At 69.2% G+C, this 13,912-nt stretch carries 13 protein-coding genes; 6 read left to right on the forward strand and 7 right to left on the reverse strand.

The annotated features are described in order from the left end of the window. The first annotated feature begins 85 nt into the window (after positions 1 to 85). Entirely contained in the window at positions 86 to 973 is an 888-nt protein-coding gene (locus FB381_RS00500) for a LysR family transcriptional regulator (RefSeq protein WP_141778476.1), read from the forward strand. Positions 974 to 981: 8 nt separating this feature from the next. On the opposite strand, the gene FB381_RS00505 is transcribed toward FB381_RS00500, so the two are convergent. Further along, positions 982 to 1,986 carry an aldo/keto reductase gene (locus FB381_RS00505; protein ID WP_141778477.1) on the reverse strand — a complete coding sequence of 335 codons (1,005 nt, stop codon included), beginning with the start codon at positions 1,984 to 1,986 and terminating at the stop codon, positions 982 to 984. Positions 1,987 to 2,087: 101 nt separating this feature from the next. On the opposite strand from FB381_RS00505, the gene FB381_RS00510 reads away from it, so the two are divergent. After that, on the forward strand, positions 2,088 to 2,960 hold the full coding sequence (locus tag FB381_RS00510; protein ID WP_141778478.1) for a helix-turn-helix transcriptional regulator: 873 nt from the start codon (positions 2,088 to 2,090) through the stop codon (positions 2,958 to 2,960). Here FB381_RS00510 and FB381_RS00515 read toward each other — a convergent pair. After that, a complete protein-coding gene (locus FB381_RS00515) occupies positions 2,920 to 4,140 on the reverse strand; it encodes a glycosyltransferase (protein WP_141778479.1) in 1,221 nt (406 codons plus the stop codon). The two genes, FB381_RS00510 and FB381_RS00515, sit on opposite strands and share 41 nt — an antisense overlap. Further along, positions 4,137 to 6,071: an ArnT family glycosyltransferase gene (locus FB381_RS00520; protein WP_246087894.1), complete on the reverse strand. Its 1,935-nt coding sequence runs from the start codon at positions 6,069 to 6,071 to the stop codon at positions 4,137 to 4,139. Before FB381_RS00520 ends, FB381_RS00515 begins: the two co-directional genes overlap by 4 nt. Positions 6,072 to 6,607: 536 nt before the next feature. On the opposite strand from FB381_RS00520, the gene FB381_RS00525 reads away from it, so the two are divergent. The 3 genes from FB381_RS00525 (at position 6,608) to FB381_RS00535 (ending at position 10,373) form a co-directional block, all read left to right on the forward strand. Further along, on the forward strand, positions 6,608 to 7,882 hold the full coding sequence (locus FB381_RS00525) for an HNH endonuclease signature motif containing protein (protein ID WP_141778481.1): 1,275 nt from the start codon (positions 6,608 to 6,610) through the stop codon (positions 7,880 to 7,882). Positions 7,883 to 8,528: 646 nt separating this feature from the next. Beyond that, positions 8,529 to 8,897, forward strand: a complete 369-nt coding sequence (locus FB381_RS00530) for an SCP2 sterol-binding domain-containing protein (protein WP_141778482.1) — start codon at positions 8,529 to 8,531, stop codon at positions 8,895 to 8,897. Positions 8,898 to 9,029: 132 nt separating this feature from the next. Next, positions 9,030 to 10,373, forward strand: coding sequence for an FAD-dependent oxidoreductase (locus FB381_RS00535; RefSeq protein WP_141778483.1), 1,344 nt, complete (start codon positions 9,030 to 9,032; stop codon positions 10,371 to 10,373). Between the two features lie 56 nt (positions 10,374 to 10,429). Here FB381_RS00535 and FB381_RS00540 read toward each other — a convergent pair whose 3' ends face one another. Together FB381_RS00540 and FB381_RS00545 are read right to left on the reverse strand one after the other, a co-directional pair. Then, positions 10,430 to 10,846 carry a type II toxin-antitoxin system VapC family toxin gene (locus FB381_RS00540; RefSeq protein WP_141778484.1) on the reverse strand — a complete coding sequence of 139 codons (417 nt, stop codon included), beginning with the start codon at positions 10,844 to 10,846 and terminating at the stop codon, positions 10,430 to 10,432. Beyond that, positions 10,843 to 11,097: a type II toxin-antitoxin system Phd/YefM family antitoxin gene (locus FB381_RS00545; protein WP_141778485.1), complete on the reverse strand. Its 255-nt coding sequence runs from the start codon at positions 11,095 to 11,097 to the stop codon at positions 10,843 to 10,845. Before FB381_RS00545 ends, FB381_RS00540 begins: the two co-directional genes overlap by 4 nt. Positions 11,098 to 11,211: 114 nt before the next feature. Between FB381_RS00545 and FB381_RS00550 the strand changes: the two genes are divergently transcribed. Next, entirely contained in the window at positions 11,212 to 11,934 is a 723-nt protein-coding gene (locus tag FB381_RS00550) for a Clp protease N-terminal domain-containing protein (RefSeq protein WP_141778486.1), read from the forward strand. Positions 11,935 to 11,948: 14 nt separating this feature from the next. Here the strand turns inward: FB381_RS00550 and FB381_RS00555 are convergent, their stop codons facing one another. Together FB381_RS00555 and FB381_RS00560 are read right to left on the reverse strand one after the other, a co-directional pair. After that, positions 11,949 to 12,842, reverse strand: a complete 894-nt coding sequence (locus tag FB381_RS00555) for a dioxygenase family protein (RefSeq protein WP_141778487.1) — start codon at positions 12,840 to 12,842, stop codon at positions 11,949 to 11,951. Then, positions 12,842 to 13,912 carry a maleylacetate reductase gene (locus FB381_RS00560; protein WP_141778488.1) on the reverse strand — a complete coding sequence of 357 codons (1,071 nt, stop codon included), beginning with the start codon at positions 13,910 to 13,912 and terminating at the stop codon, positions 12,842 to 12,844. Before FB381_RS00560 ends, FB381_RS00555 begins: the two co-directional genes overlap by 1 nt.

The following is a 13,912-nucleotide window of genomic DNA, read 5'->3' on the forward strand; positions in this document are numbered from 1 at the left end:
TCGCTGGGAGTAAACGGGTTGGCGTCCGCGTTTGCCCTGCGGACCGACGACGACCGATGTGGCACGACCGATGTGGATGGGTGCGATGAGCCTTCGCCAGTACGAGTACGCCCTGGCCGTCGCGGAGGAAGGGTCGGTGACCGCGGCCGCTCGGCGGATGCATGTCGCCCAGCCGTCGATGTCGCAGCAGATCCGAGCACTGGAGCGGGAGCTCGGCGTGCAGCTCTTCGCGCGGGCGCCGTCCGGCCTGGTGCCGACGACGGTCGGTCGCGCGTTCCTGCGGGAGGCGGAGATCGCGGTCGGTGCCGCGCGGCGGGCACGAGCGACGGCCATGGCCGGTGCCGAGGAGGTGGCCGGCGAGATGGTCGTCGCCGTGCAGATGGGCTTCGGCGCGTGGCAGCTGCCGCGGGCCATCGCTGCGCTGCGCCGCAGACATCCGCGCCTGGAGATCACCGTCTTCGAGGAGCCGAGCTCGGCCGAGCTCGACCGGCTGTGCCGCCGCGGCGTGCTCGACCTGGCGCTGATGGCCAAGTGCGACCGGACGCCCGAGCGAGCCCACCATCTCGGCGAGGAGGGGCTCGTCGTCGTGCTCGGCGAAGGACACCCAGCGCTCGCCGAGAGCCGGGTGTCGTTGTCGTCGCTCGCCCTGGACCCGTGGGTCAGGTTCGACAGCGGGAGCGCGCTCGACGCGGTGCTGCGTGACCGCCTCGCGCGGGCCGAGATCGCGCCGACCACCGCGGCCCGGGTCTCCCAGACGACCACGGCCGTACGGTGGGCCGCCTCCGGGCTCGGGGCCGCGCTGGTGCCGGCCTCGGCGGTCGCGGGCGAGCACGCCCATCTGGCCCGCCCGGTGTCTCCCGCCGTGTCACAGCCGGTGATCGCGGTGCTGCGACCCACGCCGGGCCCCGCCGAGACGACGCTGCTCGACCTCCTGCGCGAGGAGAGCTGGACCCGCGTCGTCCAGGCGGCCTAGGCGGAGCCTCAGCGCTCTGTGTCGATCTGGTCCATGAACTGGGTGGGGTAGCGGTCGCCACGCACGGAGCCGGCAGGCACCGCGGCGTCGATCCGGGCGAGGTCGGCCTCATCGATCGTGACGGAGTTCGCGCCGGCCATCGACTCGACCTGGCTGACCCGGCGCGAGCCGATCACGGGCACGATGTGCTCGCCGCGGGCCGCGACCCAGGCGATCGCGAGCTGGGCCAGGGTGACGCCCTTCTCGTCAGCGATCTGCTGCAGCGACTCGACCAGGGCTCGGTTGTGGTCGAGGTTGTCGCCCTGGAAGCGAGGCATGCGCCCGAGCGAGCCGCCCACGGTGCCGCTGCCGCCGATCAGGCCGCGGCCGAGCACGCTGTAGGCCGTGATGCCGATGCCCAGCTCGTCGCAGGCCTCCAGGATGCCATTGGTCTCGATCTCGCGGCTGAGCAGGGAGTATTCGACCTGCAGGTCGCTGATCGGGGTGACCGCGGCGGCTCGCCGGATCGTGTCCGCGCCGACCTCGCTCAGCCCGACGTGGCGTACGTAGCCCGCCTCCACCATCTCCTTGACCGCGCCGACGGTCTCCTCGATCGGCACCTGCGGGTCCAGGCGCGCGGGGCGGTAGATGTCGACGTGGTCGGTGCCGAGACGCTGGAGGGAGTAGGTCAGGGCCGACTTCACCGCCTCCGGGCGGCCGTCGAAGCCCGCGGGCAGGCCCACCGGGGTCAGCAGGGCTCCGAACTTCACCGAGAGCACCACGTCGTCGCGGTTGCGCTCGCGCAGGGCGCGGGCGATCAGCATCTCGTTGTGGCCGGCGCCGTAGAAGTCGCCGGTGTCGATCAGGGTGCCGCCGGCGTCGAGGTAGGCGTGGATGACACGCACGCCCTCCTCGTCGTCGACGGCACCGTAGGCGCCGGAGAGGCTCATGCCACCCAGCGCGGGCGAGGTGACCGTGGGGCCGGTCCGGCCGAGCTGCCGGCTGCTGAATCTGAGGTTGTCGAGAGTCGTCATGCCCTCCAGGGTGCGCCGCTCCTGGGAGTCTCGGCAGGCACAGCGCATCCAGGGAGAGGCTCTCCCTGGATAACCCGCGGCGGTCGACGGATGATGGAACGGTGACCAACCGCCGCGAGCTCGCCGACTTCCTGCGCCGTCGCCGGGAGCTGCTCCGGCCCTCCGACGTCGGCCTCCCCGACGGGTTGCGGCGGCGTACGCCCGGGCTTCGCCGGGAGGAGGCCGCCTCGCTCGCCGGGGTCTCGACCGACCACTACACCCGGCTGGAGCAGGCCCGCGGCTCGGCGCCGTCGGAGACGGTGCTCTCCGCGATCGCGCGGGCTCTGCAGTGCGATCTCGACCAGCGCGACCACCTCTTCTACCTCGCCGGGATGACCCCGCCGCAACGTCACGCGGGCAGCTTCGTACGCCCCGGCCTGATCGCGCTCGCCCAGCGACTGACCGACATCCCCGTGCTGATCTGCACCGACATCGGAGAGATCGCCTGGTGCAACCCGCTCGCCGCCGCGCTGATGCCGCCGCTGCCCGAGCAGCCCGGCCGCGGCCGCAACCTGATCTGGCGCTGGTTCGCGCAGCCGGACGTGCGGCCCGCGCCGCCGGAAGACTGGGCGCGAATGTCGGCCGGTCACGTGATGGATCTGCGGGCGACGTACGCCCGGCGTGCGGGGGACCCGGACATCACCTCGCTGGTGGCGGACCTGCTCGACGCGAGCGAGGAGTTCCGTGGCTTGTGGGAGCGCCACGAGGTGGCCGTACGGCGGGCCGACGTGAAGACGTTCATCCATCCCGAGGTCGGCGCGATCACGGTGCGCTGCGAGGTGCTCCTCACCGAGAGCGCCGACGTGATGCTGCTCGCCCACTTCCCGGCCGAGGGCACCGATGCCGCCGAGAAGCTCCGGCTCCTCCGCGTCATCGGCACCCAGGACTTCGACGTCACTGCCCGTCGCGAGGGCGCATCACCCACCGGAGGATGACGAACCGCAGCAGCGTCGCGGTCGCGTTGGCGAGCACGAGCACGCTCAGCTCCGCCATGTGGGAGGCGTACGGAGCGGCCCAGTGCAGCAGGCCGAGCGACCCGGAGGTCAGGGCGAGCCCGATCCCGAAGGCCGTCAGCCCGGCGACGTGATGTCTGACGGCGCCCTGCCGCGCGGTGATCCCGAAGGTCAGCCGGCGGTTGGCGGCGGTGTTGGCCACCGCGGTCACCAGCAGGCTGATCAGGTTCGCCGCCTGGGCATCGACCGAGACGCGGAGCACGGAGTAGAGCACGACGTACGCCAGGGTGCTGATCACCCCGACCGCGGCGAACCTCACCAGCTGCTCGGGGAGGGCCCGCTCGGGTGCCGCCGCGGCTCCGGTGGCGGACCGGGCCGAGGCCACCTGGCGCAGATCGATCCGCCCCGAGGCCACCCCGGTGAGGAGCCGGGCGATGCCGCGTAGGTCCTCCTTGACCGTGGCGGCGATGTCGACGCGCGAGTCGGGGTCGTCGACCCAGTCGACGGGCACCTCGTGGATGCGCAGGCCGGCCTCGGAGGCGAGCACGAGCAGCTCGGTGTCGAAGAACCAGCTGTCGTCCTCGACCAGCGGCAGCAGCTGCTCGGCCACGTCTCGCCGGATCGCCTTGAAGCCGCACTGGGCGTCGGTGAAGCCCGCGGAGAGGATGCCCCGGAGCAGCAGGTTGTAGCCCTTCGACAGCAGGTCGCGCTTGGCGCCGCGCCGGATCCGGCTGCCGTGGGCGAGCCGGGTGCCGATGGCGAGGTCGGAATGACCCGAGAGCAGCGGGGCGAGCAGTGGTGGCAGCGCACGCAGGTCGGTGGAGAGGTCGACGTCCATGTAGCCGACCACGTCCGCCTGCGAGGTCGACCACGCCGCTCTGAGCGCACGGCCACGACCCTTCTCGTCGAGATGGATCGCCCTCACCCGCGGGATCTCCGAGGCCAGCCGTTCGGCGATGCGCCAGGTGTCGTCCGTGCTGGCGTTGTCGGCGATCGTGATCGTCACCGGGTAGGGGAGCCGGCGGAGATAGCCGTCGAGGTGGCGTACGGAGGCTTCCAGGCCGTGCTCCTCGTTGTAGACCGGGACGACCAGGTCGATCGTTGTTCTGACCTGCGGATTCTCCTCGGCCTTCGGTGCTGTCGAGACGAGATCGGCGGTCATGAGGCACCCTCGCTCAGGTCGTAGACCGTCGAGCTTCCGATCGTGGTCTCGGTGAAGTTGTCCTCCACCCACGCGGTGATCTCGGAGGCGCTGGAGGTCTCGTTGCCGCTGCCACCGGGGCCCCCGCGCATGCCGCCCATCCCGCCGCCGGAGATGAAGTAGTGGATCTGACCGTCGGCGACGTACGCCTTGAACTGCTCGAGCGAGATGCTGTTGGAGGTGCCGTTGAACCCACCGATCGCCATCACCGCCTCACCGGTCTCCAGCTGGAGACCCGCTGCGGTCTGCGACCCGATCGACGCCGCCACCCAGGTGTAGTTGCCGGCGTTCGTACTCACCGCGTCGGCGAGCTCCTCGTCGACCTGGCCGCCACCCATCGGGCCGCCGGCGGGACCACCAGCTCGCATGCCGCCCGTCTGTCCGCCAGGCATCTGCTGGGTCTGGCCGTTCGTGCCGCCGGGCGTCTGACCGCCAGGCATCTGACCGCCAGGCATCTGACCGTCGGGCATCTGGCCCGCCGGCGGGGCGCCGTTCTGGGTCTGACCGCCCGGACCACCGCCGGCCATCCGCACCCGGCGACCGCCGGGTGCGCCCATGCCATCGCCCTCGTAGGGCCCAGCGGTGACGATCGATCCCGTGTGCGGGGTGCCGATCGTCGAGATGGCGTACGCCGCCGGCCCGACACCAGCGGCGACGGCAGCCGTCGCGAGCAGCGCGACCGCGGCGCGACGGGTGAGCCGGTCTGCGAAGACGAACCCGGCAGCGGCGCCGAGACCGATGATCAGCACGGGCCAGCGCAGCGTGTCGTACGGCTGCTGGTCGGACTGCCCGAGGAGCACCCACGCCCAGATGGCGCTGGCGGCCATGGCGATCGCGAGAGCGATGCGGGCGGCGAGGTGGTCGCGGTGGCGCCAGACGACGACGGTGCCGACGACCGCGGTGATCGCGACCCACGGAGCGAGCGCGACCACGTAGTAGTCGTGGTAGATGCCCGCCATGAACGAGAAGACCAGGCCGGTCACGAGCATCGTGACGCCGCTGAGCAGCAGCGCGGCACGGGTGAGGTCGGTGCGCGGTGCCCTGCGCAGCGCGACCAGGCCGGCGGCGAGCAGGACGAGCGCGGCCGGCAGCAGCCACGAGACCATGCCGCCGGAGACGCCCTGGAAGAGGCGGAGGGCGCCGGCTGCGCTCGAGAACCCGGCGTTGCCGAGGCCACCGAAGTCACCGCCGTTGAGCCGCCCGATGCCGTTGTAGCCGAGCGTCAGCTCGAGGAGCGAGTTGCCCGTCGAGCCGTCGATGTAGGGCCTCGCGGAGGCGGGGACGAGCTCGACGATCGCGATGTACCAGCCGGCCGAGACGACCATCGCGGCGAAGCAGGCGACGCCGTGCACGATGCGCCTCGGGAGCGTGCCCCTGCCCGCGATCAGGTAGACCACCGCGATCGCCGGGACGATCAGGAACGCCTGCAGCATCTTGGTGAGGAACCCGAAGCCGAGCAGCGCCCCGGCCAGCACCATCCACCGGGCCCTACCCGTCTCGATCGCCTTCAGCGTCGAGAATGCCGCTCCGACCAGCAGCAGGAGCAGCAGCGCGTCGGGGTTGTTGAACCGGAACATCAGCGCCGCCGCCGGCGTCAGCGCCGTGAACGCCCCCGCCGCGATCGCCGCCTGCCACGGCGCGACCTTCCTGACGATCCCGTACGTCAGGCCGACCGTGCCCACACCCATCAGCGCCTGCGGCACCAGGATGCTCCACGACGACAGTCCGAAGATGCGTACAGCCAGGCCCATCACCCACAACGACGCCGGCGGCTTGTCGACCGTGATCGAGCCGCCCGCGTCGAGCGCCCCGAAGAACCACGCCTTCCAGCTCTCGCCGCCGGCTTGGGCGGCTGCGGAGTAATACTGGTTGGCGTAGCCGGACTCGGACAATGTCCACAGGTATGCCGCGGCTGTCAGAGCGAGCAGGACGATCAGGGATATTCGCTGTGGGGTCCGGCGGGTCTTGGGTGGGGCTGGCTCTGGGGTCCGGGTCGGTGTGTGTGGGTCTAGGAGCTCGGTCATGGCTCTCACGCTCGCCTGGCTCTCTGTGCCTGACGTACGTCGAACCTGTGGGGTGGCTATGTGGTTGGGTCACGAGGTTGTCGGGTCTCCCTGCCGGGTCGTTTCTTCATGGGGCTGGTGTGTGCCGCCGACCCTTTCTTGGAGGGTCTTCTCGATCTGGCCCGGCGTCAAGGACGGCCTTCGGCCGCCGGCTACGCCGGCCACCTTCGGTGGTCCTGGACTCCGGGTCAGATCGAGAAAAGATTTGGCTGACTATCGGGGCGGCGGCCAGGGTGTGGCCGGGAGGTATGACCGTTGGTTCGCTGCCGCAAAATAGGGTTTGACCTGCGGAAATATCTGGCCTTACTCGTTGGTAGAGAGTAAAATCAGGGGTACCCGAAGGGCACCTTGAGAGGGGGTCAGCGATGAGCGTCGAGAATCATGTCGACCACTGGGGCACCAGCCCCCGTGACCCGGTTGCGACCGCTCTTGCTGGCATCGAAACCGCTCTGGGTGACCTGCTCGCGATGGACCCTGGCTATTGGCGTACGAGTCAGAAGAAGGATGTCCTCGCGCGGCTCGAGATCTTGAAGGCGCAGCAGGCTGCGCTCGAGCTGCGGGTGCTCGCCACCGCTGGCGATATTGCCGAGGAGACCGGCGACCGAGACGCCTCCGCCTGGGTTCGGGCAAATCTCCTTGTCGACAAATCGGTAGCCCGCACCCAGATAAGGCTCGCGGCTGCTGTGTCCAAGCACGAGCTGCTCGCAGCCGGCCTCACTGACGGTTCGGTCTCCCGAGACAAGGCACGGGTGATCACCAAGGCGTTGGACGCGATCGAGACCAACCCCGTCGCGAGTGCCGAGGATCTACTGCTGGCGGAGAAACTGCTGGTCGACTACGCCACCCGCCTGACCGCGAACGAGCTCCGGATCGTCGGACGCCGGATCCTGGTCGAGATCGACCCGGCCCGGTTCGAAGACGCCGAAGCCAAGGCACTGTTGGCCGAGGAAGAACGTGCTCAGCAGAAGACCGCGCTCCGCATCTGGGACAACCACGACGGCACTATTGGGTTCGACGGTGTTCTGCCGGTGGCGATGGGGATGAGGTTCAAGACCCACGTCGAAGCCTGGGCCCAGCCCAGGAAGCAACAGCTCGTCGAGAAGGACACCCCGTTGCCCCCGTGGGAGCGACTCATGGGACAGGGCTTCGCACGCCTGCTCGAGACCATCGACCCTGATACCCAGCCCCGCCACGGCGGCGACGCAACCACCATCAACGTGGTCATCTCGCTCGACGACCTCCGCAAGGAGCTCGGCACGGCGATCTTGGGGTTCGACGAGACAAACGGGACCACGATCAGTGCCACCGAGGCCCGCAAGATGGCCTGCAACGCCACGATCATCCCCTGGGTGCTCGGCACCGACGGGCAGGTCCTCGACGCAGGTCGTTCGAGCAGGTTCTTCCAACCGACCCAACGCAAGGCACTCCGGTTGCAGCAGAAATGCTGCCAAGCCGAAGGCTGCGACATGCCACCGGAGTGGTGCGACGCCCACCACCTCGAACCATGGTCACTCGGCGGGAAGACCGACCTCAAAGACGGCGTACTGCTCTGCCCTCATCACCACCGCCTGGCGCACGCACCCGCGTACACACATGAACGGTTGCCCGACGGCACGATCAGGTTCACCCGGCGCCCCTAGCCACGGTCACTGGTCAATCTCGCTGCGTTCTCCCCACCCGTAGGTAGATCTCCGACTCGGGCGTGGGTTCCCCATGCTCCGGTGGGTGGTGAACCCGCGCCCGGGTGGGGCAGTGTCCGCGCGAGTGGGGAGGTCCTGCTGCCGGACCGGACCGAGCTCCTTGTGAACGATTCACAAAGCGTCATCGTCTTGTACAGCGCCCGGTGACCGTTCCCCTGGCGCGGCCGACCGCCGCCCATCCCCAGCCCGGCACCCAACTCAAATGTGCCGTACCAGACCCCTGCCGCCGACCCGATAGACAGCCAAAATTCTCGCCGGTGCCCGGTGTCAAGGATCGCCGGAGGCGACCGGCGAAGCCGGCGGCCGTAGGCCGTCCTTTACTCCGGGTGCCGGCGTGAAACACCCTCCGCGTACGGGTCGGCGGCAAACAGTCCCACGCAACAACAGCACCCAACGATGCACAACCGCGCGAACGTACCCCCAAGACTCAGAGCCCCAGCGATTCCTTCCCGCTCCCCAGAAACCGGCGTCCGCTCGGACACCTGACGTGCGTCGATGAGGCCGACGGCGCGGAAGGGATCGTCGGCTCGAGGGCGCTGGCGTCGTCTACGCGCTCACCCCGTGGGGCGAGGGGCTGCGGGAGCCGATGGAGGCGCTCGGACGCTGGGGGACCCCATTGCTGGCAACGGGGCGCGGCGACGACGTGTTTCAGCCCCGGTGGCTGACCCTTGCCCTTCCTGCTCTGCTCCGGGGCGCGACTGCAGAACCCCCGGTCGAGCTCGGCATCGAGACCGACGGCTTGAGGATGGTCTTACGGATCGACGAAGACGGCCCGCACGTGTTCGTGCGCCCCGACGACCAGCCCGAGACCCTCCTGATCGCTCCCCCGGACGTTGTCGTCGGGTTCGCCGCTGGAACGATCAGCCCCGACCAGGCGGCAACGGCGGGCGAGCTCCGGGGAGACCCGGATGTTCTCCGGGCTGTGTTCGATATCACCTCGCGACGCCACCCATGAAACAGAACGCGTTCTAGAATTGAGCGGGAAACCCACGTACGCCGCGTGGCCAACTGGTGGAACGGATTCGGAGGGGCTACAGGACCCCCTTTAGGCTTGCCTTAGTACATCCACGGAAGGTTGAACTCCCTTATGCGTGACATCCGCGTTGCGATCGTCGGTGCCGGCCCGGCCGGTATCTACGCTGCCGACATCCTTACGAAGGAGCACCCCGGCGCACGCGTCGACGTCATCGAGCGCCTGCCTGCTCCCTACGGCTTGGTCCGTTACGGCGTGGCTCCTGACCACCCACGGATCAAGGAGATCATCAAGGCGCTCAAGCGCGTCCTCAACCAGGACAGCATCCGCTTCATCGGCAACGTCGACTTCGGCACCGACCTCAAGCTCGACGACCTGAAGCGTTTCTACGATGCTGTCATCTTCGCCACCGGCGCGATGGCCGACCGCGACCTGAAGATCCCGGGCGTCGACCTGCCCGAGGCGTACGGCGCCGCCGACTTCGTCTCCTGGTACGCCGGCCACCCCGACGTGTCGCGTGACTGGCCGCTCGAGGCCGAGGAGGTCGCCGTGCTGGGCGCCGGCAACGTGGCGCTCGACGTCGCTCGCATGCTGGCCAAGCCCGCCGACGAGCAGCTGGTCACCGAGGTCTCCGACAACGTCTACCAGGGCCTGAAGAAGAACAAGGCCAAGACGATCCACGTCTACGCCCGCCGCGGCCCCGCGCACATCAAGTTCACCCCGATGGAGCTGCGCGAGCTCTCCCACTCTCCCTCCGTCGACGTGATCGTCAAGGAGGACGGCTTCGAGATCGACGAGGCCGGCGAGAAGGCGATCCAGGGCCACAAGGCCACCAAGCTGGTCGCCGACATCCTCCTGAAGTACATGGAGGCGCCTGCCGGGGAGAAGCCCCACAAGATCATCATCCACATGATGCAGAACCCCGTCGAGATCCTCGGCGAGGACGGTCACGTGGTCGCGCTGCGCAGCGAGAAGACCGAATACAACGGCGACGGCACCGTCACCGGCACGGGCGAGTTCACCGACACCCCGGTCCAGGCCGTCTACCGCGCGGTGGGCTACCTCTCCGAGGCACTCCCCGACGTGCCCTTCGACGGCGACAACGGCGTCATCCCCAACACCGGCGGCCGCGTGCTCGACCTCACCGGCGAGCACATCGCCGGGACGTACGTCACCGGGTGGATCAAGCGCGGACCGGTCGGCCTCATCGGCCACACCAAGTCCGACGCCAAGGAGACCATCGACAACCTCCTCCAGGACCTCGACTCGCTGGCGGAGCCCGAGCTCGGCTCGCCCGCGGCCGTGCTCGAGCACCTCTCGGGCAAGGGCGTCGAGTTCACCACCATCGAGGGCTGGGAGAAGCTCGACAACCACGAGCGCTCCCTCGGCGAGACCCAGGGCCGCGAGCGGATCAAGGTCGTCCCCCGCGACGAGATGATCCAGGTCTCCAACGCCTGACGCACGACGTACGCAGGGCCGGTCATCCACGACGGATGACCGGCCCTGCCGCGTATCTACCCCTCAGGGAAGGGGTTGTGAACGTCGACCTCGGTCGACTCGAAGTCCTTTGTGTTGCGGGTCGCGACCGTGAGCCCGTTCTCTATGGCGGTCGCGGCAAGCAGTGAGTCGACCACCGGCAACGGTCGATCGGCATTCAGAGCACCCCACCGCTTCGCGACGTCGAGCGTCACAGGAAGCAAGCGTTCCTGGTAAGCCTGTTCGAGTCCATCGATCCACTCCGTCAAGGACTCCGAGACAGCGTCGTCACCCCGCACCGCCAGCTTGAGCGCACCCTTGCGCAGCTCGCCGATAGTCAACACCGAAACATACAGATCGTCGTCCCGCTGGGCGGCAAGCCATCTGACGACCGCTTGATCAGGACGCTTGCGCCGCAACTCGGAAACCACATTGGTATCGAGCAGGTAGGTCATATCAATTCGTCCAGGTCGATCTCACGAGGAAGCGAGCGGTCACGCTCGATGTCGAGATCATCGATCGTCGGCCCACTGAGCAGATACTCGGCGAACGAGATCTTCGGCCCGGACATCCGTCGGTAATCGTCGATGCTCACGACGACCGCCACCTCCTCACCATGCTTGGTGATCGTCTGCGGAGAACCGGCCACCGCCTCGCGTACGACCTCACTGAACCGCTGCTTGGCCTCTTGGAGTTGCCATGTCATCACACCCACCTCCTCTATCTAGACAGACTAGACCGAATCTGCCTCGAAACCCAGGTCGATTCCGATCGTCAACGATGGGTTGACGACCACGGACCGTCAACCTATGGTTGACGCATGACCAACAGCCCAGACCCCACCCTCAAGGCCGTACGCCTCGACACCCTCATCGACTCGATCAAGAAGGCTCGCGACGAACCGCTCGACCAGCTGGCCGACGCGATGGTCGTCGGCGAGCACCTGGGCGAGGTCGCCGACCACCTGATCGGCCACTTCGTCGACCAAGCCCGCCGCTCCGGCGCCTCCTGGACCGACATCGGCACCCGGATGGGGGTGACGAAGCAGGCGGCCCAGAAGCGGTATGTCCCGAAGGCCGGTGACCAGGCGCTCGACCCGAACGCCGGGTTCGCGAAGTTCACCCCGCGTGCCCGCACGGTCGTGGTCACCGCCCAGGCGGAGGCCCGCAAGGCGAGCAACGCCGAGACCGGGGTGCCTCACCTGGTCCTCGGCCTCCTCGCCGAGCCCGAGGGCGTCGCCGGCCACGCGATCCGGGGGCAGGACGTCACCCTCGACGCGGTGCGGGACGCGGCCACCGCGGCCACCCCGGCACCGTACGGCGAGGTCGGCGAGATGATCCCGTTCACCGCCGACGCCAAGAAGGTGCTCGAGCTGACCTTCCGCGAGGCCCTGCGTCTCGAGCACTCCTACGTCGGCACCGAGCACATCCTGCTTGCCCTCCTCGAGCACGAGGACGGCACCGGCATCCTCCACCAGGCCGGGCTCGAGAAGCCCGCGACCGAGCAGAGCATCACCTCGATCCTCGACTCGCTGACCCCGTAGCCACCAGGCAGGGGCTACCTCGTCTCAGTGACCGCCGGGGCGAGGACGATGTCGAAGCGCACCTGCGACCAGGTGCCTTCGACGGCACGGCCGTCGGGGGTCGGGGTGCCCGCAGGATGCTGGGGGAACTGCTTGATCAGCGAGTCCTTGACCCCGAAGACGGTGTCCTTCCGGCCGATAGGGTCGCCCTCGGGGAAGATGTGGGTGACCAGCGTGCGGCAGCCCTCGTGGGTGACCATGAAGTGCAGGTGCGAGGCGCGCAGCGGCGAGCGTCCGACCGCGGCCAGCATCTTCCCCACGGGGCCGTCGTCGGGGATCGGGTACGGCGTGGGCGTCAGCCCCCAGAACCGGTAGCCGCCCTCGGCGTCGGTGAACAGGTGCGCCCGGGCCGCACGTGTGTCCGCGTCGCGCTGCACGTCGTAGAGCCCGTCTTCGTCGGCCTCCCAGACCTCGATCTTGGCTCCGGCCAGCGGGCTCCCGTCGGTGTCGGTGACCGTGCCGGTCACCCAGCACGGCTCGCCCGGGGCGCCGAAGGCCATGTCGCCGCCGAGCTCGATCGCCGGGGAGTCGTCCACGAAGAACGGGCCGAAGACGGTGGCCTCGGTCGCGTCGGCGTACGCCTCGTTGTTGATGTTGATCGTCTGCATCGAGGCGCCGAGGGTGTCGGAGAGGAGGATGAACTCCTGGCGGACGTCGTCGGTGATGTGGCCGGCCTTGGTCAGGAACTCGATGGCCGAGCCCCACTCCTCCTCGGTGAGGCGTACGTCGCGGATGAAGCCGTGCAGGTGCTTGACCAGCGAGACCATGACCTCCTTCAGGCGCGGGTCCTCGCAGGCGTCGAAGGACGCGACCACGGTGTCGACCAGGGTCTGCTCGACCTCCTGCTGCTCGGGGGATACGTCGCTCATCAGCTCTCCTCGCGCTTGTCGGGGTGTGCTCCCGCCCACGCCGCTCTCAGCAGCGCGGCCAGGTTCGCCTCGGTGACCGGGGCCGGGTTGTTGTCGGGGATCGCGGCCAGGATCGGCGCGACCGCCTGGGCGATGCCGTCCTCGGGCATGCCGTAGTCCTTCAGCGCCTGCGGCGCTCCGAGCGTCGTACGCAGCCCCGCCAGCCCCTCCACAGCGCTCGCTGCCCCGAACGCCGAGGCCATCCGCGCCTCCGCCTCGGGAGCGGAGGGCGCGTTGAAGGCGAGCACGTGCGGGAGCACGACCGCGTGGGTCTGGGCGTGCGGCAGGTCGAACATGCCGCCGAGCACGTGGCAGATCTTGTGGTGCATCCCGGAGCCGGCCGAGGTGAACGAGACCGCGGCCAGATAGGCGCCGTAGAGGGTCTGCTCGATGCCCTCGACGCCGGCAGAGTCCCGCGCGACCTTCGGCAGGCCCGCGGCGAGCCCCCGGATGCCCTCGGTCGCGAAGACCTGGTCGATCGGGTCGACCCGCGGCCCCCACATCGCATCGACGCAGTGGGCGAGCGCGTTGAGCCCGCTGGCGACGGCCAGCTCACCGGGCAACGTGGCGAGCAGGGAGGCGTCGTAGACGACGGCGCCCGGCAGCACCCGCGGATCCACCCCGGTGGTCTTGGTCCCGTCCGAGGTCAGCCCCCACACGTCGGTCGCCTCGGAGCCGGCGTACGTCGTCGGCACCGCCACGATCGGCAGCCCGGTGGTGAGCGCGACCGCCTTGGCGAGCCCGGTGGTCGAGCCACCACCGATGCACACGATCGCGTCGACGGTGTGCTCCGCCGCCCGGGCACGCGCCCGCTCGGCCACCTCGACCGGCACGTGCATCACGACCTCGTCGTGGCGCAGCGCGACCGGGATCTCGGAGGTGATCCGGGCGGCAGTCTCGGCTTCACGCCCGGAGGCGATGACCATCACCCGCCGAGCGCCCAGCCGGTCGATCTCGGCCGCCAACGCGGCGTCCGCCTCGCCGGTGGCGAAACGGACCCGCTGCGGCAGCGACTCGTGTGTGAACCTCAT

This window comes from Nocardioides albertanoniae (genome assembly GCF_006716315.1).
GTDB lineage: Bacteria > Actinomycetota > Actinomycetes > Propionibacteriales > Nocardioidaceae > Nocardioides > Nocardioides albertanoniae.